General features: G+C 50.8%; 22 protein-coding genes. 13 read left to right on the forward strand and 9 right to left on the reverse strand.

Going from position 1 to position 24073, the window contains the following annotated elements:
• Nucleotides 1-268: 268 nt before the first annotated feature.
• From GEOBRER4_RS09645 to GEOBRER4_RS09655, 3 genes are all read right to left on the reverse strand, one after another.
• Nucleotides 269-1015, reverse strand: coding sequence for a HEPN domain-containing protein (locus GEOBRER4_RS09645; protein ID WP_185245218.1), 747 nt, complete (start codon nucleotides 1013-1015; stop codon nucleotides 269-271).
• Nucleotides 1016-1140: 125 nt separating this feature from the next.
• Entirely contained in the window at nucleotides 1141-1881 is a 741-nt protein-coding gene (locus tag GEOBRER4_RS09650) for a hypothetical protein (protein ID WP_185245219.1), read from the reverse strand.
• Between the two features lie 41 nt (nucleotides 1882-1922).
• Nucleotides 1923-2093 (reverse strand): hypothetical protein, encoded by a 171-nt coding sequence (locus GEOBRER4_RS09655; protein ID WP_185245220.1) that lies wholly within the window; start codon nucleotides 2091-2093, stop codon nucleotides 1923-1925.
• A 1160-nt stretch (nucleotides 2094-3253) separates the two neighbouring features.
• Here GEOBRER4_RS09655 and GEOBRER4_RS09660 point away from each other — a divergent pair.
• Both GEOBRER4_RS09660 and GEOBRER4_RS09665 read left to right on the forward strand, forming a co-directional pair.
• Complete coding sequence (locus tag GEOBRER4_RS09660) at nucleotides 3254-3634, forward strand: hypothetical protein (protein WP_197971404.1); 381 nt, start codon at nucleotides 3254-3256, stop codon at nucleotides 3632-3634.
• Complete coding sequence (locus GEOBRER4_RS09665) at nucleotides 3627-4667, forward strand: serine/threonine-protein kinase (RefSeq protein ID WP_185245222.1); 1041 nt, start codon at nucleotides 3627-3629, stop codon at nucleotides 4665-4667. The genes GEOBRER4_RS09660 and GEOBRER4_RS09665 overlap by 8 nt, the downstream gene beginning before the upstream one ends.
• A gap of 521 nt (nucleotides 4668-5188) precedes the next feature.
• Here the strand turns inward: GEOBRER4_RS09665 and GEOBRER4_RS09670 are convergent.
• Nucleotides 5189-5422 (reverse strand): helix-turn-helix domain-containing protein, encoded by a 234-nt coding sequence (locus GEOBRER4_RS09670; RefSeq protein ID WP_185245223.1) that lies wholly within the window; start codon nucleotides 5420-5422, stop codon nucleotides 5189-5191.
• Nucleotides 5423-5589: 167 nt separating this feature from the next.
• Here GEOBRER4_RS09670 and GEOBRER4_RS09675 point away from each other — a divergent pair, with 167 nt between their 5' ends.
• The 3 genes from GEOBRER4_RS09675 (at nucleotide 5590) to GEOBRER4_RS09685 (ending at nucleotide 8034) form a co-directional block, all read left to right on the forward strand.
• Nucleotides 5590-5820: a hypothetical protein gene (locus tag GEOBRER4_RS09675; RefSeq protein WP_185245224.1), complete on the forward strand. Its 231-nt coding sequence runs from the start codon at nucleotides 5590-5592 to the stop codon at nucleotides 5818-5820.
• Nucleotides 5821-6189: 369 nt separating this feature from the next.
• A complete protein-coding gene (locus GEOBRER4_RS09680) occupies nucleotides 6190-6942 on the forward strand; it encodes a metallophosphoesterase (RefSeq protein WP_185245225.1) in 753 nt (250 codons plus the stop codon).
• Nucleotides 6943-7086: 144 nt separating this feature from the next.
• A complete protein-coding gene (locus GEOBRER4_RS09685) occupies nucleotides 7087-8034 on the forward strand; it encodes a DUF2971 domain-containing protein (RefSeq protein WP_185245226.1) in 948 nt (315 codons plus the stop codon).
• 436 nt (nucleotides 8035-8470) lie between these two features.
• Here the strand turns inward: GEOBRER4_RS09685 and GEOBRER4_RS09690 are convergent, their stop codons facing one another.
• Nucleotides 8471-10924, reverse strand: coding sequence for a DUF4062 domain-containing protein (locus GEOBRER4_RS09690; protein ID WP_185245227.1), 2454 nt, complete (start codon nucleotides 10922-10924; stop codon nucleotides 8471-8473).
• Between the two features lie 740 nt (nucleotides 10925-11664).
• Between GEOBRER4_RS09690 and gmtY the strand changes: the two genes are divergently transcribed.
• The 4 genes from gmtY (at nucleotide 11665) to GEOBRER4_RS09710 (ending at nucleotide 17343) form a co-directional block, all read left to right on the forward strand.
• The gene (gene gmtY / locus GEOBRER4_RS09695; protein WP_185245228.1) at nucleotides 11665-13053 is read left to right on the forward strand and encodes a gamma-mobile-trio recombinase GmtY; all 1389 of its coding nucleotides are present in this window, start codon (nucleotides 11665-11667) and stop codon (nucleotides 13051-13053) included.
• Complete coding sequence (gene gmtZ / locus GEOBRER4_RS09700; protein ID WP_185245229.1) at nucleotides 13053-16127, forward strand: gamma-mobile-trio integrase GmtZ; 3075 nt, start codon at nucleotides 13053-13055, stop codon at nucleotides 16125-16127. Before gmtY ends, gmtZ begins: the two co-directional genes overlap by 1 nt.
• Complete coding sequence (gmtX, locus tag GEOBRER4_RS09705) at nucleotides 16128-16826, forward strand: gamma-mobile-trio protein GmtX (protein ID WP_197971405.1); 699 nt, start codon at nucleotides 16128-16130, stop codon at nucleotides 16824-16826.
• Between the two features lie 73 nt (nucleotides 16827-16899).
• Entirely contained in the window at nucleotides 16900-17343 is a 444-nt protein-coding gene (locus GEOBRER4_RS09710) for a DNA/RNA non-specific endonuclease (protein WP_226377933.1), read from the forward strand.
• Nucleotides 17344-17349: 6 nt separating this feature from the next.
• On the opposite strand, the gene GEOBRER4_RS09715 is transcribed toward GEOBRER4_RS09710, so the two are convergent.
• From GEOBRER4_RS09715 to GEOBRER4_RS09730, 4 genes are all read right to left on the reverse strand, one after another.
• Nucleotides 17350-18894 (reverse strand): S10 family peptidase, encoded by a 1545-nt coding sequence (locus GEOBRER4_RS09715; protein ID WP_185245230.1) that lies wholly within the window; start codon nucleotides 18892-18894, stop codon nucleotides 17350-17352.
• 179 nt (nucleotides 18895-19073) lie between these two features.
• Nucleotides 19074-20540 (reverse strand): DUF3443 family protein, encoded by a 1467-nt coding sequence (locus tag GEOBRER4_RS09720; protein ID WP_185245231.1) that lies wholly within the window; start codon nucleotides 20538-20540, stop codon nucleotides 19074-19076.
• The gene (locus GEOBRER4_RS09725) at nucleotides 20527-20991 is read right to left on the reverse strand and encodes a DUF2844 domain-containing protein (protein ID WP_185245232.1); all 465 of its coding nucleotides are present in this window, start codon (nucleotides 20989-20991) and stop codon (nucleotides 20527-20529) included. The genes GEOBRER4_RS09720 and GEOBRER4_RS09725 overlap by 14 nt, the downstream gene beginning before the upstream one ends.
• Before the next feature lie 235 nt (nucleotides 20992-21226).
• Complete coding sequence (locus tag GEOBRER4_RS09730; protein ID WP_185245233.1) at nucleotides 21227-21913, reverse strand: OmpH family outer membrane protein; 687 nt, start codon at nucleotides 21911-21913, stop codon at nucleotides 21227-21229.
• 169 nt (nucleotides 21914-22082) lie between these two features.
• On the opposite strand from GEOBRER4_RS09730, the gene GEOBRER4_RS09735 reads away from it, so the two are divergent.
• The 4 genes from GEOBRER4_RS09735 to GEOBRER4_RS09750 are packed head-to-tail and all read left to right on the forward strand — an operon-like array spanning nucleotide 22083 to nucleotide 23926.
• Nucleotides 22083-22373 carry a hypothetical protein gene (locus tag GEOBRER4_RS09735; RefSeq protein ID WP_085812787.1) on the forward strand — a complete coding sequence of 97 codons (291 nt, stop codon included), beginning with the start codon at nucleotides 22083-22085 and terminating at the stop codon, nucleotides 22371-22373.
• Between the two features lie 19 nt (nucleotides 22374-22392).
• Nucleotides 22393-22659: a hypothetical protein gene (locus tag GEOBRER4_RS09740; protein WP_185245234.1), complete on the forward strand. Its 267-nt coding sequence runs from the start codon at nucleotides 22393-22395 to the stop codon at nucleotides 22657-22659.
• A 7-nt stretch (nucleotides 22660-22666) separates the two neighbouring features.
• The gene (locus GEOBRER4_RS09745; RefSeq protein ID WP_185245235.1) at nucleotides 22667-23536 is read left to right on the forward strand and encodes a hypothetical protein; all 870 of its coding nucleotides are present in this window, start codon (nucleotides 22667-22669) and stop codon (nucleotides 23534-23536) included.
• Between the two features lie 3 nt (nucleotides 23537-23539).
• The gene (locus GEOBRER4_RS09750; RefSeq protein ID WP_185245236.1) at nucleotides 23540-23926 is read left to right on the forward strand and encodes a type II toxin-antitoxin system YhaV family toxin; all 387 of its coding nucleotides are present in this window, start codon (nucleotides 23540-23542) and stop codon (nucleotides 23924-23926) included.
• Nucleotides 23927-24073: the final 147 nt, after the last annotated feature.

Consider the following 24073-nt stretch of genomic DNA (forward strand, 5'->3'; position numbering starts at 1 on the left):
CCCATAAAACCATCCAAATCGGATCACGGAAAATCACGTGGTTATGGTCACTGTAGGGGAGAGGTTTTGACCGCTAGAAAAAGCAAAAATCCTTGTTTAATCTACTAGAGGAACCAAAATCTTGGGGGGCGGGGACAACGCGGCAGGAGTGGCGTCTACAAGAGTTGAAGACATCCAGGATACTTTGTTGTAGGACCAGCGATATACCGTAAGGGGTGAGGCGCACCCGCGTACCCGCCGCGTTACCGGCTGGTTGTGTCGCCGAATGTTAGGCATCTGATTTTTTCTTTGCCACTTCACGATATGCATCAGCAACCTCTTTTGGCAGAAAAACAAATTTTAATATTTCTTCAAGAATTTCAGGATGTAGATACAATGGAGAATTCACGGCCTGGAATGCAGTAGGTACACTGACCTGTTTACGTGTGACCTTACCAAAAAAGGCATTTTGCCAGATCAATGCACTTCTTGATGAATTGTTTTTATTTTCAACTATTTTTTCTAGAAGCCCCCCAGATATTCTGAAAGTATGTGGTGGGTGTTTCTCGCTTTCCTTTATTTTTTGTATCTCTAGCTGAAGCATGTTTTTAATTTCACCATCTTGTTTGATGTCATAGTTAACTACTGTGCAGTAACGTCTAATCTCCCATATTGCTTTATCGAGCTCTACAATCTTAGGCCCATGAATGAAATACGATGATTCAAGGTATCTGAATCGACCGAAGTTGGAAATGTGATTAATAAATTCGTCTGTGGATTTGCTGCGACGAATTCTAAACGGAAGTTTTTTGGTATGCTTAAGTGCACACTCAAGATTGTGGTTAATATCACTCGCTTTTATCCTGTTGTATAGCAGGATAGCTTTAAGATACTTCTCAATTGCCTGTAGCGATTGCCAATGAAATTGCGAGTATAGGCCATAGCGATATGAAAGGCGTGCAGCAATATAGTCTTGATCAGCTATATCTCTAAAACTTCTTGTTGCAAAATCATTCATCAGCGCTTCGATTTTCATACATTTTCCTAATTGGCTAACGGCTGAGAGCACAGCGGGTTCACCGCTGCTGCGCTTGGTTGAACATTCATGCAGTGTGCAGAGAATCTTTTGACAATTGGAGCCGCGCGCCCACTACATTGGGGTTAATTAACAAAGGCGGCATTGTTCTGGTCAAGTATAATAATGGTCTCACTGTTCTGTGTATCAACCTTATAATTCCACAAAGCCCCTGTCCCCTTTCCCGCTGTTTTGCAAACACCCATTAGATAATAAGCGCCAGGCTTAATATTTTCGAACTTTAGTGTTCCAGAAAAACTAGTCGTTCCCTTATAAACAATATGTGGTGCAATGGCTTGTATTGCCTTTCTATAATTATATTTCATTTCTTTTACACCCCTATTCTCATCCTGTAGCTCATCATAGCCATTATGTACTGCTGAAAATTCGAATAAAATTGACGTTGGGTCATTAGGGTCATCCACACTCAACGTTGATATTATGTTTTCTTTTTTGAATATTTCAATAAGACTTTCATCTAGCAAATAAAACTCAGTCCTGGCTACAGGTTTAACATCACCTGACTTGTAGACTAAACCAGCCTCAACTGAAATTACTCTGTCTGCTTTTACTTGGCCATCAACGATGGGCTGAACTTTCTCCTGTACAATAGGTGCTTTTTTCGTAACAACGACCGATTTCTCAGGTTCAATGGCTGCTTTATTTACTTCAGCGGCACTTTGTTTTGTAGCTGAATCGTAGCAAGCAAGACGTTTTTTGGAGTCTTTTATTGATGAACAATTCACAGATGTAGGCTGTGACGCTGCACTAGAAACCAATGGTATACTGAAAAGCAGTAACGCTACAGCAATAGTTTTTTTGATCACGATAAAAATCTCCTTTTGACTCTTGGTTTTTAGTTTTGCCTTCATATACCGTAGCGGCTTATTGCTGCCCTGTCTCCGCACAGTTGATCGAGCGCAGCCCGACGAAGTCTTCCAAGAGGGTCAATACCACCACCTAGGAACGCCTGAGATATACGAAACTCACGATCGGTGTCGAAATTTTCAACAATTCTTTCCATTTCGTCTTCTCTCACAAATAAATCCTCCCAGGTGGTTTCGTGGTTCAACGTCTCAAGGCTGACCAGCGGCGTCACCCGTCTCTAGCGCTGGTTATGTCGCTTTTCTATGAGTAACTTTGTCAGCATGTTTTTCGAGAACAATCATCACTTTGTCAATTTCTTCTAGTTTGCCTTGAATGTTTGTTGTATCTAATTTATTGTTAAGAATTAAGTCACACATCTTAGCAGTGTGAACAATGTAGTCAGTTAGTGGTGGCATTCTAGCTGCACTTGAGATTTGGGAAACATTCCGCCAGTGTTCAGCGGCAGTCCTAACAACTAGCTCACGGAAATGCTTTTCTCTTCGGTACGTTTGTTTATTAGTGCAACGGCAGCAGTAGATAAGCCGCCGACCAGCGCACCACCAAGAGTTCCAAAAACTGCTAATTCTGCGGGGGAAAGGGGCAAGGCATCCTCCTGTGGAACGATTATTAAGCCCAATACTTCATATGGCCTTTTTTGGGTGCATCCTTATGCATATTACAGATTTGTCTCATTGCTATACGGTGACATAACTACCTATTGACCGGTTCACGCGCGCGCGTGAACCGATTATCTTCCTAGAGGTGATATTTAATCTGTGCACATTTGGCTCCATTTATAAACTAGACCTCGCTCCTGGACAAGCAGAAAAAAAATCCATTTCTCGGTTGGAAAGCGAAACCAACTTACGGGCCAAAGTCGAGATTCGCCTTTGCTATCTTGATTAGTCAAATGGTCGCTGCCAGCCTCCGTGTCGGAGCCGTTTTTGATCTGGATTTTCAATTGTTTTGGATTCTCTTGTATCCCGTGTGATCCATTTATGGGTTTTACCCACATTTGAGCAGACACCTTCTCTCGCAGAAAATAACTGTCCACAAAGAACCTCTATAATACCAGTGGTTTAATGTCGATAGAAGAGCCTTGTTTAACGGATTTTGGCATTCTCTTGTAAATTATCTAGCCTATATGGGCATTGAATAGGCCGATGAAAGGTTAAAAAACTGGATTTGAGACTAACAATGTGGCATAAGAGGCACCTAACTCCACAATGAGCACACAAGTCTGCCGGGAAGGAAGCCATGCAAACACTTGGTATTCGGTGCACCCCGAGCGAGGTCGTTTTTGCAGTCTATGACTCTGAAGAACGAGCCATCGTGAACAACGAGAAGATTAAGATTCCTGCCGCAATGGAAATCCCGACCGCTTTGAAATTCGTCCGCAGCAACCTTTTGGATGTTTTGCGTGAGTACGACATTCAGCGTGCCGGCATCAGGGTAACCGAGCCAAATGCACAGCAGTTTAATGTCCCCAGAATACAGATTGAAGGCGTCATTCAGGAAGCTTTTGCAAGCAGTAGTGTAGAAGGGTATTACGTCGGCCAGATTTCTTCAATTTCGGCGCGGCTTGGAATCCAGCGTGCAGATTTCAAAAAGTACATTAGCGGCGAACTGGAGTATGAAGTTGAAGGGTGGGGAGACCTTTCTGCACATGAAAGAGAGGCGCTTCTATGTGCAATAGGAGCGGCAAATGATTAAACCGTACAACAAGGCGGAAGTCACTTTTGACATTATTCGGGAAATTGGTGAAGACGGTTACAACTCTACCGTGTACCTAGCCCATGACCATAATCTCGACGCCGAGTTGGTCGTTAAGAAGATGGAAAAGGCCAAGCTACGTGACCCAAACGAATACTTCCGAGAGTCCAGAATCCTGTACATGAGTGCACATCCGAATGTAGTGCCGGTCCACTATGCGTGTGAGGATGTCGACTCCGTGTACATCGCCATGCCGTACTACCAGAATGGGTCGCTTAACTCACTCTTGAACGCCCGTTTTCTGACAGTCCGCGAAATCCTAGTCTATGCCTGTCAGTTTCTTTCAGGCGTGCACAATGTCCATTCCAAAAAACTCATTCATTTCGATATAAAACCTGCAAATGTGCTTATTTCCAACACGAACGAAGCTGTTCTTTCAGACTTTGGGATTGCAAAGCAGGCTAACTTAGTGGGCGTTGCAGGACAGGACGTTTTTTATTTCAGCATTCGGCCGCCTGAAGCCCTGGACAATGACCACTTCACAACTGCTTGTGATATCTACCAAATCGGATTGACGCTTTATCGTATGTGCAATGGCAATGAAAACTACTATGCGCAGCTTGAGCGATATGGTGAGCCGCCGAACTTCGATAGAGATGCGTTCCGCTATGACTTGAGAAACGGCAGGTTCCCGGACCGGAACCACTTCCTGCCGCACATTCCTGAGAAGCTCAGGAGAATCGTAAAGAAGTGTCTCGATACCAATCCGGACAGGCGCTATGAGGCTGTTTTGGACATTTCCAACGCACTTGCTGAAGTCGACGGAAATGAGCTAGACTGGCAGCACAGCGTGGAAGATGGTAAACTTATATGGAAGAAGCGGGCTAACGGAAACCATTACACGCTAGAGGTGGATGAAAACCAGAAGTCCGTCGCTAAAAAGCGCACCACAAAACAAGAATCTCGAATCAAAGACTATTGCGTGGATGCCATTCCACAGAAAACGATACGAGAATTCTTGAAGGTGACCTGAGATGAAAGCCAAAATTACGAACAACCGCGAACGGTACGTTACAAGAGCAAAAAAAGCCACTCATGGTGCGGGTCTATCCTACCAGGAAAAACTTGCAGCATCTGGCGTTCGGACCCCCATCATTGCCAATGAATTCGAAGAGCGCATGGAAGGGCGATTTGTCGTCAGAAGAAAGAAATGCGTAGCATGTAAGTAGGTTTTATTGCCTACCACAGCCGGCGTCTCGTCCATTTCGCCGCTTTTGCAGGACAACTTCGAAAGATGTCGGCTCTGTTTTCTTGCCTCTTTGACCGCTCGATCTTCTTTTCCCACCACTGGACAATTCTTCTTTACGCAATGAAGGCACTGGCTTCATCTGAGCCAAAGACCCTGCTGTCGCTTAAAAGCGACATCGAGCTGGTCACGCTGAAGCAACTCAACGAGTGTTTACGAGGCGTTCACGCCACTCACTAATTCGAGGCCTTGATATATCTTTTTTGACGGGTGCAAGAGGGAATTGATTCGGAGCCAGGCTACGGAATTCATGCTTCTTTTGTCATCTCAGCTTCTGCTAACTCAATTAAATAGGCAGCTTTAACTCCAAGAACCTTCGAGAGTTCCAAAATGGTCTTTAAGGATGGTTGCCTCAAACCCCGCTCTAGCAGGGATATAAAGGTCCTATCCAGGTTCGCCTCCAAGGCCAGCTTCTCCTGAGAAAGACCCTTTTTCCCGCGAAGTTCGCACAACACTCTACCAAACGCCTCTTCAGGTCTCACGTGCTGCCCTCCCGGGAAGGCACGGTACCTATAAAACTCTAATTAGTCTTCGGACTATAGTCTTCAAAAAATTAGGATTACATGTTATTGTCGCTGCGATGTGACAATTAAGTATAAAAATGTCAGCCATAGCGGCATAGACTGGACATCCCTTTCAGGAGCCAACAATGAAACCTTCATGTTGTGGTAGCTGCCTGGAGCAGCAGTATTTTACAACCGAGCAGTTATCAGCCATGATCGACCACCATGTTGCCTACTGGACTGCTCCAGGCGGGAAAAGTGATATTGAGGCTGAAGCAGCAAAGCTTTTAAACCAGAATTGCCTCCAGATCGCACAGCAGTTGCTGTTCTTGCTCAAGCTAAGAAGCACACCTTTGGTTGCTGATACTAGGGAGTGACGAACACAGGTGTTGTGCGGCTAACTCTTGGCGGGGAGAGTAAAAGGATCACTCCAGCAAGGAGACCCTTTTAAACTGGGGTGAGGCAACGTCTGATTTTAAAAAATGAAAGAAGCCAGCTTATGGCGTCTCGTCTTAAGTGGGTTACAGGCCCCACTTAGACCCTTCGACCTCTTATTGCCCCCTGCAGATCCGAGGTTTCTCGACCATAAACCGGCTCCTGCGCATAATAACACATCCATGCGACGTCGTGCAAAGATGAAATGCCTCGCAGCTTGACGCCAGCCTACTTCTGTAAGGTGGGAGGCTGTAAACTAAATATGAGTTTATAAATCCACGTGTTAAAGTTGGTGCAAAGCTTCAAAAGATATGGCAATTATCGCGACTGACATACATGGTGACCCCGCTGTAGCCAAAGCTTTCCTCAGTTTTCGGCCCACCGAGTTGCATATCTGCCTTGGGGACCTTGTTGACAGCAAAGGCCGCCCACCATCTTTTGAAAAGGAGGCAGAATGCCTCAACCTCCTGCTCCAATCCGATTCTATTCTGTTGTGGGGCAATCACGACCTAGCTTATCTTCCAGAGCGTCCATGGAAGTGTTATGGTGATTTCGGGGAAATTGCATTTCGGAAACAGTTCGACGAAGCTCGGGATCAATTCCTCGCCGCCTATTCCGTCGATGGCTGGCTGTGTACTCATGCGGGCATCTCACCAAAAGTGGAGCGCATTCTCACGAAGGAGGTGGCGATATCCGACCAAACTGCAGTTGCGGCTTGGCTCAATTCGGAATTCAAAAAAGAACTCAGGATCAAGCTCCCTCACAATGATCCAGATGAATTGCGCCATGGGTATGGGCCATTGTTCAAAATCCACGTATGTCGTGGCGGAACTGATGAGTATGGTGGGATTTTCTGGTTTGATGCGTTTGGTGAACAGGCCCAACCAAGTCCTGCAGCTGGTCGGCAAATCTTCGGACACACTCCTGTACCCTATCCAGAGAGAGGAACCAGCCATGACATACTCGGCGGCCCTGCGATTTCTTGGATTAACCTCAACGCCATTGAGGGGCATTGGGTGTACGATACTCAACGTGACGAACTAAGCGAACTGCTCATCCTCTAATGCTCAAGACCTGCCTTATGTTCGCCTACAGCGCAATTTCCTTCTTTGGATCAGGCGCTGCCAGTGCATCATTGCTGATCAGGGGAGGGCAGCAAGATCACCTGAAGCTGCTGGTTGATAAATTATGGAAGGAAAACGTTAAAAATGGAATTATACAGGTACAGTCGATTAAGTGATAACATCATAAAGTACTTAAGAGACAGAAAGCTCTACTTTCAAAATCCACTCTATTTCAATGACCCATTTGATTGCGATTTGACAGCTGTTAGCCTCGGTCCTGAAGATAATTTTGACGAAAAATATGAGCTATATATTCAACTTTTGGCTAAACGACTAAAATTTGTAGCAGGGAAGCTGCGGCTTATTGATGCAAGGATTACCGACTACGCCTCAGATGACACTCCCATAAAAGATCGTTTTTACTTTGCGGAACAGTGGCATTTGTATTTGACTGAGAATAACGCTCTTCTTGCTGAAATCAGAATGCTAACTGAATGTCCTACTTCGAAGCGACGAGAAACCCTATTAGAAGCTTGGAATAAGAAAAAAAACCAAGTAATCCATGGACTTGGTGTTGTTTGCTTTAGTGAAAGCAACTCTAACCTGTTGATGTGGTCACATTACGCAGACTCGCATAAGGGGATATGTCTTATTTATGAATCTGAAGAAAGGCCTGTAGTCGGATGGAAACAATATTCATTTCATAAAGTTAAATACAATAAGAATAGGAATATCGATGTTTTAAGTGTTGGTTTTGAAAAGGCTTTTTTTGACTTGTTGACTATAAAATCTCCTGAATGGGAGTACGAAAAAGAGCAGAGGCTAATAACTATTAAGGGACCTGGAACCCAGAAGTCTAGGATGGCAAGCTTACGAGGCATTGTATTTGGATCTAGAATAAAAGATAACCCTGGCACGTCCTTGGTCGGATTGTACGGTGCCTTAAAGGACATGCATCAGACCCGTCCCAATTGCCCAAGGTTTAGATATTATAAAGCTGTGAAACATCCGAGCGATTTTGCAGTTGAAATCAAGGAGTTATTCGGAATACAAGCTGTGCCTGATGCCTTAGGGGTGGTGCCATTCACCTAAGGTGAGAACGAAAGCCTTTTTACGACTTAGACATAAGGGCTTTTGGCCTTCGTCATCTTCTGTTTTTAGGGGAGATTACGATGCCAATGAAGCAAGTGAAGGGTGGCGTTGCCATTCTAATTACGGATTCGGATCCGTCCCCCTCTTCACGCTCTCTACTCAGGCCGTCTGTCTCTGCGCTCGGGAGGAAGTGGGGCATGACGACGGGATCTCCCCCTTATAGACCAGAAGTCAACTATTCACCACCATCACCCCCCAAGGTCCCCAGAGGGCCATGGACTCTTTCCGATCGAGGATGCAAATGTTGTACGCACTGCGTCGTCTGCATCTCCATCGAAAGTATGAGCGGCAAGGAGAATATGCTTTCTCCCTTGCACTCTGCGGTAGCCAAAAAGCCAGCAGCCGTTTAGAGCCACCTGCCCATATACAGTTGTGTTTAGTGGTTCCACTCGCCGGTCAGGACCCTCTGCGCTCCGCTGACTGCGCGTTCTCTGGGGACAGAGATTCCAAAGTCAAGCCAATGGATAACGTTGTAATGTAGCGGGGAAGCACCCGCCAGGTATTGGCGGAACAGCTTTTCTAAGCGCTTTTTGGGTAAAGACTTGATTGCCTTTAGCGCGGTTGTCTTGCGAACACTCTCGTCCTCCGAGCGCAGCAGACTCTCGATGTATGAGTCACTTAGCTGTGCAAAAACTTTGTCATGGATCTCTTTGAGGACTAGAACCAATAGTTCCTTCGGCTTTTCTATGCCCAACAAGTCGACTACCCTCTGACGCCCCAGAGCATAGATCGCTTGTGCTGCATATTTTGCTTTTGTCTGGTCAATGGCAGATATTGTTAACAGCGTCCTCTCGCCAATCTGACGTGTCAACATGTCTATGACCAGTTTGATGTCTTCCCATTCCCCGTGTTTTCCAAGATATTGGATATCCTCAACACTGTATTCGATTGAGCCATTTTTCAATAGTCGTCGAATTCGTTCCAGATCACAGTGATCGCCTCTCTCACGAATTACATCCAATGCCTTCCGCATGAGCGTTTTTCGAATAAATCCCTCAAGTTCCTTCGCTTTCTCATAGTTAGGATGCCCAGCAAACTGCGAAAGCCATGCGGAAACTTCAGTCTCAAAATTATTATCGATTGAGCTTCGCAATGAGTCTCCCAAACGCTTAAAACTTCGTTGCACCAAAATGAAATAGGCGTCATTATCGACAATCGAATCCTTGGCTGCGGCTGCTTCCAACTCTTTATACTTCAAAGCCCTTTGCCGTTGCTTCAGGAACTTCTTGAAGCAAGCTTCTCCATGAGGATCGGACCCTATAAGCCCGCGTGCGATTCCTGTGGCAGTTGGCTTTACAAGTATATTTTTTGCCTCATCGTCGGAATAAACCCGTTCGTGATCAACGAGATAGCTCAATGCTGAGTGCCTTACCGTTGCTTCAGTATCACTAAGCAACTCCTCCGCAAGGTTAATTGGCAGAGCGGTACGCTCACAAAGAAGACTGATAACCTTCCGGCGCACAGCAGGCGATTGATGTGATGCGCCGCGTAGCAGTACTTCTGTGCTAAGAGTCGCCGGGTTACTGAAAAGGGCAGCAAGAAGTTTGTCGTCTACGCTGCCAGGCTGAAGTTCATATAGATGCTCAAATGCGCCTTCCCGACTCTCTCGAAGACTAATCGAGATAAACGCATTAGCTGCAGCTGGTAGAGTCTGGTTGTCCTTTCTATCAATTTCCCCACGAATAGTGTCCAAGTCTGAGGGTGTACCGCAAGCTGCAAGATACTTTAGCGCTGCAAGCCTTACCGGAACTGGTGTGTTGTCATGAAACCACGATGATGGGAACAAATTCGCAATCCACCTCTCGGTTTTAGGGATAGGCTGTAATATCAATTGCAGTGCGGCGAAAGTGTTAATTTGCTTCTGAGCTGGGGCAGACAAGGTGTGGAGGAAAAGTGTAATGTCATCAAAGCCATTGACACCATGGATCCATTGCCATAGAGGAACATTCTCATGCAGGAAGTTTTGAAGCCCTGTACTTATTAGTCCGTGAAGCTCACTTCGGCCTAGATTAAAATTACCGCCCTTAAAAAAAATAAGGTTTGTATCGTGTGTGCCAAGAAAAACCTCATCATTACCCTGCGCACCGACTATAGAAGTCAACAACCGAAACCGAGCGATGTCAACAGCTTCGACTGCTTCCCCTGTACGTCCCTCAGTTTTCGCAACAAAATGCCGCAAGAAGTCAGCTCCCTCTAGAGAGAGAGGTGTTTCAACTGCATTACTTGCAGGTCTATTCTGCTGTTGTTCGCCCTCGTTTGATGAGACCTGAGTTTCTTCAGGCAATGTTGCCTGTTCCTCTATGCGTAGGTGTTTGACGAACGAGGATAAACAACGCATTAGCTTCTTTTCAAAGTCACGACAGTCGTTAAAATTCTCGAAGTAGATCCTCTTTTCAGAAATAAGTTGTTCTTTAAAGGCGAGAACTTTTTTGAGATCTGCGCCTGGATCACGCAGGAGCTCTGGGTCGATCTCTTTGAAAAACAGACTTATCTCGGGGCGACCTTCAGTCAGCCGACGCTGAACAGACCTCGAGTATTCTTCTTCGAAGCCGGAGGTGTGTTTTCCCACATTATCAGGAGGTGTTCCCCACCGTCTCCACATCAGTCCCACAAACAACTCGCAGCGGTCCAGATCGCGATTTATCATTTCCTGAGGACGACCAAAAACAGCAACTGTATCTTCCCAGCCGACAAGCTCAACTTGGTAGCCAAATTCCTCTGCCCACAAATCATTGAAGTCGGTAACCACTGTTTTCGCTGCTTTTCGTTCTTCCGTGAGGTCTCCTGGGGATGCCAGAAATACCTTTACGAGTCTCCTGCTGTCGGCCATCTTACTCTCACCTAAAATTGGTATATATGCCTAGGTGGCAATTTATAGCATTTTATTATCTGTTGCAAGGTGATTGACGGAAGACTCTTTTACTGCGTTCTGTCCAATCATCTGACTCTGAGATAGAAGCAAGAGCGTTGCGATTCATCCGCTGTTGTTGCTCTGACTGGGAGAATCTGGGAATCTGGGAGGACGATGGTGACTTGTTGACTTATGACGAAGGGGGGACATAAGAGGCGATGCCCCCAGGGGGGCTTAAAGATTGACTTCTCGAGGCTGGTCTAAACCTGCCACACTAGCTCTCTAAAAATGCACCTAGGTGTCTTTTCTTTTATTTAACCGCTGCAGGGCACTTCTCTAGGCGCATCCAGTTCTTCTCAGTCGCAACAATTTTTACTATTATCTGTCAATATTTTATCTCATATGAAAGAAATAATTGGTCGGTGATAAATAACAATTATTTCTAAATATCATTTTTGTTATTATAATATCACTAAACGATAATATCAAATTATTTAGTTCAGAAAAAACCATGTCTTCTACTTTTTTTCATTGACACTAACGCGAATCATATTAAGCTTTTGAGCGTTTGGACTAACACAAGTTGTGATGCCTATATTAAAACACCTACCGGAAACCGTTATATCTACTATAAATATATCAGATAAAAAGGCCATCAGAGTTCAGCTAATCGCAATTACCAATGCAAAGCGAAAATTTAAATAAGCAGAGCGCCTGGAATGCAAATTTATACTGAATCAGTCATTGTCCGCGACACCATCCGTGCAGGACGCCCTACGGTTTTGCTACTCGTGGGCATTGAACCCTTGGAAGCGCTGCTGGCCTTCTTCAGAGAAAGGTGTGCATCGTTGGTGGCCGAAAGGAGCTATGTTCAGGCTGTAGGCCGATTCATCGAATGGCTATCGGTGCGTGCAGAGGAGTTCTATAGCCAAGACCAGCGGTACCTACTTTACACGGCTTTCCTCCACGATTTACGCTTTGGTACCTATCGTCAAGGCATCGACAAGTATGGTCTTAATTGGCGGCCTACAAGTGACAGCAATCTGAGACGGCTTACCCGCTGCCTTTTCGAATTTAGCGATTGGCTCAGTAAACGGCAGGGGACAATAGCTATTAGCCCAATTCGACAAAATGCTTCATATTCTGATCAGATAGTGTTCTGGCGGTACTGGAATAAACGCAAAGCAACATCTCTGCTGGGGCATATAAAACGCCGCCGTCACGGTGTAGAAATTGAAAGGACCCCCACCCGTATTGTACCCCGTCAACGGAACAAACATCTTGCTGAGGCCAAAGCGTTCCCTATTAAATATATCGACGCTTTATTGTGGCAAGGGTTCGCAAGACCAGGAAATCATGCCTATACTCCGCCCTGGCAAAAATTTAACCTCAGAGACATCCTTATAACGCTACTCTGTCTCTACGGCGGCTGTCGCGAAAGTGAGCCGATGCACTTATGGGTTGATGATGTCTTTGTGGACCCAGACGATCCTGATGTAGCTCTGGTACTGATTCACGAACCTGAAACGGGTATTGTGAATTTTACCGATCCACTCACGGGCACCAAACGTAAGACCACGCGTTCTGATTTTCTGCAACGTCACTGTGGAGGCCGCATACCGCTGACTCAAGAAACCGGTCGGCGACATGCTGGATGGAAAGGAGCATTGCTCACTCATAGGGAGCGTAATGCGTTCCAGGTATTTTGGATCGACCGTGGGGCAGGGCGTCTGTTCCTTGAATTGTGGCGGATGTACCTACACCACATCCGTCCAGTGACACTTCAAATGCCGTGGGCCTTCCTTACCAGAGACGGGCAACCTCTTGGAACTGAAGGCTTTAACGATTCATTCAATGCTGCGGTTCAACGAATAGGATTGTTCCCGTCCAAACATGCAGGGACAACGACCCATGGGCTTCGACACCGCTACGGCCAGTGGCTTAACGACCTGGGGCTTGGAGAAAAGGAAGGGCAAGTCGCGATGCATCATCTAAACGCCAAAAGCCAGGATTTTTATCGACAACTCGGAGTGGCCCAGGTTGCTGCTGTCGTCGGGGCCGCTACTGACATTGCATCATTACCATCTTTCATAAAGGGCTGCACTTAATGACCTCTACGATTACCCAAATCGACGATTTCATCGCCATTAAAAGTTGTCTTACAGGGCGGACGATTTATGTGAATCAGAAACCTGACCGCTACCTAATTTCCCCTGAGTTTTCGCAAGAGGAAGTCCGCCGTGTGGTGGCAATCTGGGAGAACCACGTATGTGCACGAAAGCTTGTACATCGCCCACCTCCCCCTTTGCGAAAAGCCATTGTTGCTCTAGGCAATGAAAATACGCCTCTGGGATTATCGAAGGCCTTGGACCGGGTCCTCTTGACCGAGTACCTACACAAATTTTCGACTACAAGCATCCAGCAGAAACAAAATTTTGTCATCGAATTGATGTTAGCGCTATGGTCTGTTGGCGCAGTGGCTTGGCCGACACACGAGCAAGTGCCGTTTACTCAGAGGAACAGCATACAAGTTAACAATTTAGGTTTTATTGGCCCTCAGCGGGAATGGCTTGCACGAGTCCGCAACTACGTTGCAAGAGGTGTAGGTGATGACGCAAGTAATTTCCGGTTTATCCTGGACACCTCTCTTAGCCGCGCAGGTATCACTGAAATTGGGGATATAACACCTCAAACTTTCAAATTAAGCAAAGACACAGTGCGGGGAAAACTCCGTGGTCCAGGCATAAATGCAGTGCTGCAGTGCTTGCGAGAGGATTACAAAGAACAGAGATTAACTTGGATACCAGATGATTTTGGTTTTTTTAAAGATAAAATGGGACACCTCGCACGCGATGATGACTTCAACTGGCTGTTAAAACAGGCTCCAGATATGGAGCAATGGGTTAGGCTCGCCAAAGAACATATTGCTACCAAACCGGCAAATTGGAAGAAGCGAAAGTCGGTTATGAATGTTTTCCTTCAACATATTATGGAAAACGAAGACATTTCAAGGGACCCATCAGCTTATTTCAACATCTATGATAGGCCCAAGGTTCTCTTTAATGCACCTGGTAATGAGGGCAGGAAAACTATGTCAGTTCTGCATGAATTCCTCAACGAGACGCTGTTTAAGACATGTACACTGTCGACCGATCTTGACATACCGGTTCTCAAGCCTGGTTTCGCCGTTCCTATCCCTCGCCAAGCATACAGAAATGTCAACAAGGGAGAAACCCATCGTGAAACCATGCCTATGCGGCTCATTCGGCAAGCGATGGGGATTCTAACTGAAAACGATTTTGCATGGGCGCGCAATGTCGACAGACACCACGACAGTTTCCGCAGCCGCAACCCGGAAACCGGAAATTATGAAACTGTGTGGAGTCCTGTCCGCACTTATGCCCTAATGATAAAGTTGCTTCTCCCTGCCCGAACGTTCCAGGTAAGGTGTATTGACAGCGGTGAAGGTGACACTTGGCGTTATCACTCGGATGGCCGATGGGTCACCAATGAGGGGCCACATAAACCCGCGAGTCCCAAGATTGTTCAGCGGGGCATTTTTCGTAAATACCTCAGAAAGGACGGATCAGAGGGAGCTATCTTCTATTTTAACACCAATAAGACTGCTGACATCGATAGCATGGTCAAGGGCTACGTCATGCCTTGGGAGAAACCTGACGCCCTTCAGATATTCGCCGCGATGCGCGATTGGCAGGAACGTTTTAATCCCGTTAACGGTGCTACACCATGGTCAGAAATCCCTGAGATGAAGGATATGAAACACGAGGAAGACCTTACTAAGTTGGGTGAAAACTTCTTCTTATTCCGTGACCCTTGCCATCGGCATCGTCCTGATCTGCCAGTAAGCGACGTCCGGATCCGACGGATGTGGTTCAAGCTCCTAGAGGAATTGGAGGTGCGATTAGCAAGGGCCGGTGAAAAAATGCCCAATGGAGAGCCGATAAAACTAATTTTGTCGAGAAATAACAAAGGAGGACGTGCGTCTTCTGCCGTTTTTGACCTTCACACCCTGCGAGTGACCCTCATAACTGCTATGTACGAAGAGGGGGTCCCGCCGGAATATCTGATGAAGATAGTTGGTCATGCAACGGTGCTGATGACGCTCTATTACACTAAAATCAATATTGAGACGCTTAGCCTGCGAATGAACGAGGCCCTTCTTGAACGGCAAAGGAAGGCGCAGATCGAGATGGCAGGTTTCCTCCAAAAGGCAAGTCGTAAGGAGCTTGATAGCTTCGCCGCCTACCGGAACCCGGCCGGGCTCGATGCGCTGTATACCAGCACTGGCTCCGGCATGGTGGTGATGGACCACGGCATTTGTCCTGTATCGACTCGCCGTTGCCATGAAGGCCTTGTATTCAATGACCCCACCAATGGTACTTCACGGTACCAACCCGTCCCTGGAGGGGCAACAAACTGCGTCCGTTGCCGGTTCTTTATCACTGGGCCGGCGTTCCTTCTTGGCCTTGAAGCCCACGTGAACGACCTATCTTATCGACTGAAGAAGAGGTCTTACGCATTCGAAAAGGCACAGGACCTCTTCGATACTATTTCGGACGAATACGCCGCAGCTTTGGACTCTGGCGAGCCATTTCATCGTCAGCGGGATTTGGAGGTTGCGGAAACAGCCTTCGAGGCTGCAACTGCCGAGGTAGACGCTATCGCTCTTAGCCTGCAAGCGGCCTACTCGCTTACGGAACTATCTATCCGTATTACTTCCCAGCAATCGAAAAGTGACGAGCTGGTTTTGGTTGCGGCGGGAGGGCTCGACCATGTAGAGGCAGTCCTGTCGGAATCCCACGAATTTGAACAGGTTCAACGAATTTGCATGGGAGCCACTTTTTACGATGGGCTCAACATAAATTGGCAACTGGCTAATCTGGAGCGGGCAAGGTTCTTTGATCGGATGTTACGGGCTAACGGGCTTGAACCGCGGTTTTCGCTGCTAAATGATGATGACGCTCTAAAGATTGCCAATGCAATGGGGCAGTTCTTGTACGCACGAATTGAAAAGGATTCAGTACACGCGCTGATTGATGGAGATATCTCTCTCTGCGATCTCGGCTTAGATAAGCAATTCGTTTCTCAGCTTGACAATCTGGTGCCTAGAACCCTGCAAACTACTTTATCGAAACAGCAACTACTGGAGGTAGTTTCATAGGTGACCAAAGTCATACCCACAACCACAGCTCCCGATGTTGTGAAGGATGCTAGGCAACTTTACCGGCTTTATAGGGATGCGGCTAACCGACCTTCGAAGGTGGACAATCTTGATCGTCTATGGGAGGTCCTTGACTCAATCCGTAACGAGGGCGGCAGGGACTACTCCATTGCCGAGATTGGGCGTCGCCTTGAATCCATAGGCGGGCCGAAAACGCAAAGCATGCGTAACGCCCAAGGTGCGTACTTCCGCGAGATAATAACGGCTTACGCCAATGCAGTGAACGGCTCAACACGCTACATTGCAGCCAGCAAGTCTAGGGTTGAACAAGCTCTCGACCTAGTTTCCGATCCTAGCGTTCGCGCTACTCTCCGAATGGCAATTGAGGAAGGACGACGGCTGAAGATTGTTAATGATAACCTGCACGCTGCTTTCAAGAATCTCCACGTTGGAGTTTCACTCTCGACAACGTCCGAAGAAGCTGGGATAAAGCAAAATTCTCCTGGCCAGCAACTGCCGCAGAGATTCCGAGCAGCGCTGGCTAAAGGCATCGATGAAACCCGACTCGCCCAACAGGGACTCGTCGTGGAGGCTGACGGCAGTATTTGCAATGAAGTCGGCGACCGCCTGTTCCCTCCCTCTTTCGTCACTGCAATTTTGGCTGTGCTGATACCCGGCATTCCCGGGGGGGGCTGTTGACTAACCGAAGTCCCAAAGAGAAGAACACAAAACACAAAAGCCGAAGAGTATATTCCTCCACCGGGTATTTCACATGGCACCTGCCGCAGACATGGCGTGGGATGCAGCAGCCATGTCGGAGAGCTTTTACCTCTCGAACATGGTCCCGCAGGCCGGTGAAGGGATGAATCGCGGCATCTGGGCCGTGCTGGAAAAGAAGGCGCGCCAGTGGGTGGAGAAACGCGGGGAACTGTACATCTACAGCGGGCCGATCTACCGGGAAGGGGACGTGAAGACCATCGGTCGCAACAAGGTGGCGGTCCCGGACGCTCTATTCAAGGTGGTCCTAGATCCGGCAAGGCATGAGGCAATTGCGGTGATCATGCCCAACCGGCGGCTCGACACCCGGGACATGCCGAAATACCTGGTCCCGGTGCGCGAAGTGGAAAGGCTTACGGGCCTTGAGTTCTTCTCCACCCTTCCCCAGGAAGAGCAGGACCGGATCGAGGTGCCCAAACCAGAGGACCTCTGGCAATGAAAAAAGCTACCTGACGGCAGTACTTCTCCTCGCCGCGGCGCCAATGAAGTCGGCCGCATCCTTTTTCAGCTGGGCAAGCGATTCCTTTTCCAGGTACATCATGTGCCCCGAGCGGTACCGGCGCACGGTGATGTTCTTCTTCAACTCTTGCATTATGCCCAGGTGCGCCACTGTGTAGTCGGTGGCGGAATGCGGGGTCGCCATGTCGAACAACCCGGAGGCGATGAACACGCCGAGGTAGGGGTTCTTCGACATGGCGTTACGGAGGTTCTCGCTGGTGTCGGCATAGCTGTTCTTAGCTTCCCAGTCCCAGCGCCCGATGCCTCCGCCCAGGACGAAGTATTCCTGGTCGCTTTGGTACTTCAGCTCGTCCCGAAGATAGAGGTTCACCGTGGCGGTGAAGGGCGAGCGTATGGTGCTCACCGTCGGGTCGAAGGGGAACCCCTTGGCGGGTTCCGTGTTCGGGGCGCTGAAGCGGGTATCCATTACGCCGGTGATCTTGCCGTCGCCCCGCAAGAGCTCGGTCGCGAAGTCCCGGCTTTCGACGCGCAGGTTGCGGTTTTCCACGAAGGCTGCACTGAGCCCTGTGAAGAGGGCGAGCTTTTCCGCCACCGCGCGGCGTGCCACCGGATCCAGCCGGTCCCCCTGATTGAGCGCCGCCAGGTATTCGGTGGAGGCCCATCTCTCGGCAGCTGACAGCGTCTGTTCCAGGTCCCCTTGCAGCTCGGTCGGAAGTTTCTTGTGATACCATGCGGTTGCCGTGTAGCTGGGGAGGAATAGGGGGTAGGGCAGGTCGTTTCCGAAGTCGAAGGAGACCGTCTGCAGGTTGAGGATGGAGGATATCAGCAACACGCCGTTCAAGGCGATGCCGTGCTCCAGAAGGGATTCGGAAAGTGCCGCGCAGCGGAAGCTCCCGTAGCTCTCGCCGGCCAGGAAAAGGGGGCTGCCCCAACGCTCGGTCTTGCCGAGGTAGAGCCTGATGAACCGGGTCAGGGAGTCGATGTCGCCCTGGACGGCGGTGAATTTTTTGGCAAGCTCCGGCTTCGCTGCCCGGCTGTAGCCGGTGCCGACGGGGTCGACGAAGACGAGATCTGCCAGGTCGAGCCACCCCTGCTCGTTGTCGATCAGCCGGAAGGGGGGGGAAGGCATGTTGCCGTCAGGGAGCATCTGCACCCGCCGCGGCCCCATGGCCCCCAGGTGCAGCCACACCGAGGCCGCCCCCGGCCCGCCGTTGAAAACGAAGAGCAAGGGGCGACCGGGCTCTGGCTTTTCGGCGCTGTAGGAGACGTAGAAGATCTGCGCCTCGGTCTCGCCGGCGTCGTTTAAGACCGGGAGTTCACCGGCGGTGGCGAGGTATCTGATCTCCTTGCCGTCGACGCGGGTGGCGTGTTTCGTGGTGACCGTGAAGCCGCGTGTAGTGGAAGGCGGTACGGAGCCAGCCTTGTCCCCGCTTTCCACTGTCTTTGCGGCTGCCGTTTCGGCGCAAGGCGCTGTCACAGGGAGCAGGGTTGGCATCGATAAAACGAGGAACAGCAGCAAAGATTTAATCAAGATATCCCCTCCCGTACGCGGTTCCGGCCCAAAGTCCGCTTCCATTAGATACCGAATTTCGCTCCCATGAATCTACCACAGGAACCCTTCTAACGAAAGGATGGCCTCCGACGAAACAAAAGCACCTTGCCCCGCTGCAGGCGGCAAGGTGCGGGTGGGGCGATGAAGGGATGGTTCGATCAGTACGCCATGTAGGGGCCGGTGCCGATGGTGGAGTTCTTCTGCTCGATCCCAAAATAGACGCTGCGTCCCAGGAAGAACGGCAAGCCCCAGTCGAAGCCGAAGGTGGAGGGGCCTCCGATGTCGCGGAAGACGTTGTTGGGGGAACCGGTCAGGGTGAGGAAGTTGGAGATGTTGAACCCCACCGTGTTGGTCGGGGTGCCGCCTATGCCTACGTTGGTCGCGAACAGGGCGCGGGTGGCGGGCGGGCAGTACCACTCCTGGTTCGGTGACGCACAGACAGGGAGCACCGCGGGGTCCGCGTTCGGGAAGAACAGGCCGTTGGAGCCGGTATCGAAGAAGCCGATCGTGTTGACGCCGTTGAATATGGTCCTGGTGTCGCCGTTTGCGTCGGTCGGGAAGACGGCCGGCTGGCTCGGAGTGTTGTTGGAGCGTGTGCCGACGCCGAAGATCACCGAGCCGTCGACGGACGGTGCCCCGACACCTAACGGAACCGACGGCAACTGCACGATCAGGCCGTTGTTGTCCACCGGCAGGCGGGCTACCGGGTTCTGCACCTGGTCTGCCAGGGGGACTGTGGTTCCGACGCAGGTGGTGCCGGTGCAGCGGTAATAGACCCCGTTGTTCGCGCTAACCACGCACCCCGGGCCGCAGTCCTCGGTGAGAACGCCGACGCCCAGGATACCGGAGAAACCTGAGGAGACCGGCGTTGGGTCGGCATTGGCGCAGGGTAGGGGTAGGGAGCCGAAACTCGAATCGATGACCTGGATCGGGATCGGTATCGGGGGCTCGTTGCCAAGTTTCACCGCTGCGGTCGCCACCGGCCCCCACAGGGAGCTTCCGTCGGCAAACTGGACGCAGCTGGTCAACGAACCTGCGCCGCTTGCCACGGCAGGAAGGGCCAGGTTCGAGATCGCCTGCCGGAATACCCGCAATCCGTAGCTCCCGGTGTCGAGCAGCACGTCGTTCACAGTCTGACAGACGGAGAGGTCGGGGTTGCACACGGTTACGCTAACGCATGGCTTGTTCAGGTAGCTCCCCGCCGAGCATAGCCCGCCGTTGACCGAGACCGCCATCACGTTGGCCGGGGTGCCGGACGGGGAGGCGGTAACCGTCGTGGAGCCGGTAAGGCCTCCGAAAGAGGCAGTGATGAGCGAACTTCCCGCTGCGACAGCGGTCACCGTCCCCTTGGCCCCGTTGGCGTCGCTCACCGTGGCGACAGCAGGGGCGGAGGAGGTCCAGGTGGCCAGAGTGGTAACGTTCTGTGTCGTACCGTTGGAAAAGGTCGCCGTGGCGGTGAAATGAATGGAAGAGCCGATATCCTGCGAGGAGTTGGCCGGCGTGACGGCAAGTGAAGTCAGTGTCGGAGGCTGCGCCGGAGCGCCGCCGCCTCCACCGCCGCAGCCGGGCATGATGATGAACGACAGCAAGAGGGTCCAAATCGCCAGTAGGTTAATGGATCTCATCGAGGTTCACTCCTTGAGGGACCAGTCCCGGCAGGTAGGCCCTCCCCTGTAGATTTCGCATATGCCCCCAGGTCTCGACCACGACCCTGTTCGCTCTCACCTGCGTCTGCCGGTGCCCCCTTTTGCGCTGTTGCTTGGAGAGCGCCGTCCGATACTCCTGATCGTAGGAGCCGAGCAACTGGCTGAGATCAGGATGAACCAGCCCGTTCCAAGCGACTGCGAAGACGACCCCTTCCGGCGTCAGGAACTCCCTGACTGCCGTTGTTTCCGAGGTCATTTCCTGCATTGCGTACCTGTCACGTTGCACCGTTTTGCAGGTAGCCGTGGAAAGGGCCTTGCTGTCTTTCGCAATGGAGTCGGCCCTTTCTCCCAGTGTTGCCTGCGCCTGCGGCACTGGCAATAGCAGCGCCAGGGCCAGCCCGAATGCTGTGATGCCGCGTCTGACTTCCATTTCCGCCCCCGAGACTGAAACTGGATTTAGCTCCCCGAAAAAAATATTTTCCCATTGTACCATGCAGGATTAAATTTCCTTTATCCTGCCTGATTTTATGCATGGAGCTTTTGCGGTCGCAGCAGACCGGGGACCTGGCGGGGATCAGTGGGTAACTGGGGGGAGAAAACTGGGGGAGAAAAAAGAACAGGGGCCTTGAGGCCCCTGTTCAGGTGCAGCATATGCTGGAGGGATATTATTTCGCCTGCTTGCTGTCCATGTACTTTATGATCTCCTCGGAGAGATCCTTCGGCTTCAGTTCTTCGGTCACGTAAAGCACCGCCTTTTCCTCGGCCACAACGGCAAATCCATTGGCCTTGGCGTAAGCGGTAGCTGCCTCCTTAATCTTGGCGTAAATCTCGGCGGTCAGTTTGTCCTGCATTTTCGACATTTCCAGCTCGCTTGCCCGTATCATCTTCTGGAGATCTTCGACCTTTTTCTGGAATTCGGAAGCCTTCAGCTGGCGTTCCTTGGGGGACATGGTGGGAAGCTTGGACTCTATGGCGGCTTTATGCTTCTCAAGCTGCTTCTGCTTGGCCTCGATCTTTTCGCGCAGCTTGCCGGAGCGCGCGCTCAACTGGGAGGTGGCTGCCTTCCCCTCCGTCGTTTCCGCGGCAACCTTGCTCATGCTGATGAAGCCGATCTTGACCTCTTTCCCGGCAGAGACAACTTGGGCAGCTTTCTCGTCTTTGGCTGCAGGCTGCGCGGCGGGGGGCGCCGGGGTTGCGGGAGCGGAAGCCGCCGCAGGTTCGGCAGGCGTCGCGGGTGCTGCGGCTGCGTCTACCGGCCGGGCAGCTTCCGGTTGGGCATCGGCGGCAAAGCCGTGGCTGGCGATCAGGGAGGTGAGGGCGGAACCGATGAGCAATGCGGCGAACCTGTTCATGTATGGGTCCTCTTGGTTTTAGTGATGACTGCAGGGGACAGAGCATAGTTCCTTTGTCTTCATTTGGCAACAAGAAGTGAACTGAAATCAATTTCCCAGTCACAGGGCGATGATTGTTGACTCAATTAATAGCCGCTGTTACCATTCACCCCTCAAGGAGGAGCATGCTATGTCCGATATAACACAAAAGCTTAAGAGCTCCATAGAAGCTGGTGCCGCCGGAAATGATCTTCTGGCAGAGGCGCTTACTGAGATAACAGAGCTTAGAAAGAAAAGCGACGCGCTGGAGGAGATCCTGATCGTGCTGGTGCGCACCCAGTTGCCGTTCGATGCCGAGGAAAACAGGGAAGAAGCGATAGCACATTTCAGCGAGCGTTACCGCAGCCTCATGCGCGAGGCATCGGACCTGCTCGGGCTGAACCTGCGCAGCACCATCACCAGGACCGAGCCGAGGACGTAGCGGCACTTACGGAGGATGCATGACGGACGACATTCGCGGGTGGATCTTCATAGCTGTTTTCTTCCTGCTCCCGGGGCTGATCGGCGCCTGGATCGCCTGGTCCAAGGGGCGCAACCCCTTCACCTGGTTCCTGCTCAACTTCGTTTTCCCCCCCACATTGATGGTGACCCTTTTCCAGAAACCCTTGCGGGCGGTCCACGGACATTACCGTCAGTGCCCGAAATGCAGGGAGTTCGTCAAGTGGCGTGAAGCGGTGTGTAAGTACTGCCAGACCGAGCTTCTCTGAGTTGGCCATGTTCTGGAAGAAAAAACCCGATTTCCTGAAGCTTTGGACCGAGCTCTCCCTTTTTACACGCAGGGACGTGACCCAGGGGATCCTGCTTGCCAAGTACAAGAAGGCCGCCGGCTCCCTGATGAAAAGCGACCCCGTCTCCGCGCACGCGCTATTGGGGCTGGTGGCCTGCCTGGAGCACGACCTCTCCTCCATGCATGCCGAACACAAGAAGGCGATCGAGCTTTCCGTGTCGTGCCTGTCCCTTATGTACTACGCCCTGTCCCTGGAAAAGGCCTGCCTATGGAACGAATGCGCGAAGTACACGCTGCTCGCCCTAGACCTCGCCCCCCAGGACCCTAAGCTTTTGAACGCGGCACTGCGCATTGCACCCCTGACCGGAAGGTTATCGCTTCAGAAAAGGCTTTTGGCTCAATGGCAGCAAAGCCACGAAGGGGTGCGGCACCCGGACCAGGGGCATTGCGAGATGCTGAACGAAAGCCTCGTCAAGCACGAGCTCCTGGAGCAGGACCTGAAGCTGGTCATCGCCGCCGTTGGGGACGCCCTCTGCGAGAGTGACGCGATCATCCTGAAGCACCGCTACGAGCTGATTCCCCTGGTAGACTCCTGCTGTTTCATTCATTACCGCTTCCTGCTGCCGGAGAACCTGGTCGCGACTTACTACGAGGACCTGATATCTGCGAAGCTCGACAGTGTTGCCTGCCACCCGCGCATCTTCGACGTATTTTCCTTCTCCGTCGAAAACGAGACGATGTACGAACTGTACGACTACATGGACAGGGAACTGGGGGCAAGCGCCGACACCATCAAGGTCCCTGACCCCAAGCAGATAGAACTGATCGAGGAACTGGTGGCAGGCGTGGAGGTCTGATCGATGTTGAACGAGGAATCCCACATCCGCTTTCACGCGGCTTTTCAGCAGGTTCTTGACGAACTGGTAGCCGCCGTGGCGAAGGAGCGTGAAAGGGATCCCGACAATTACCGGAAGTCGCCCCAGGCCAGGCTTTTGGCGCGCATCTACAAGACCATCAAGTCCGAGATACCCGCTCACCCCCAGCACCCGAGCTACTACCAGGGGGAGGCGCCGGGACACCTCTACCAGCAGTGGAGGCGGGCCAAGCTGGACCAGCACCATCGCCTTTTCTTCAAGTGGGACAAGGAGAGCAACGCGATCATCTACGCCTGGTTGAACAGCGAGGTGAGTCTCGTCAAATACCGCAGTCACATGGACGCCTACCGGGCCTTCCGCGTGAAGAAGTGAAGGGGCACAGCGATGTGCCGTTTCCGTTGCTGGACGTAGGGGCGGATAGTTGATTCCATCCCTCTCAGACAGGGAGAGGTGTACGATTAGCGGTGACTTGGCTTGTCTCCCCCCGCCCGCAGGGAGAGGGGTGGGGTGTGGGATGTA

The organism is Citrifermentans bremense (assembly GCF_014218275.1).
Classification (GTDB): domain Bacteria; phylum Desulfobacterota; class Desulfuromonadia; order Geobacterales; family Geobacteraceae; genus Geomonas; species Geomonas pelophila.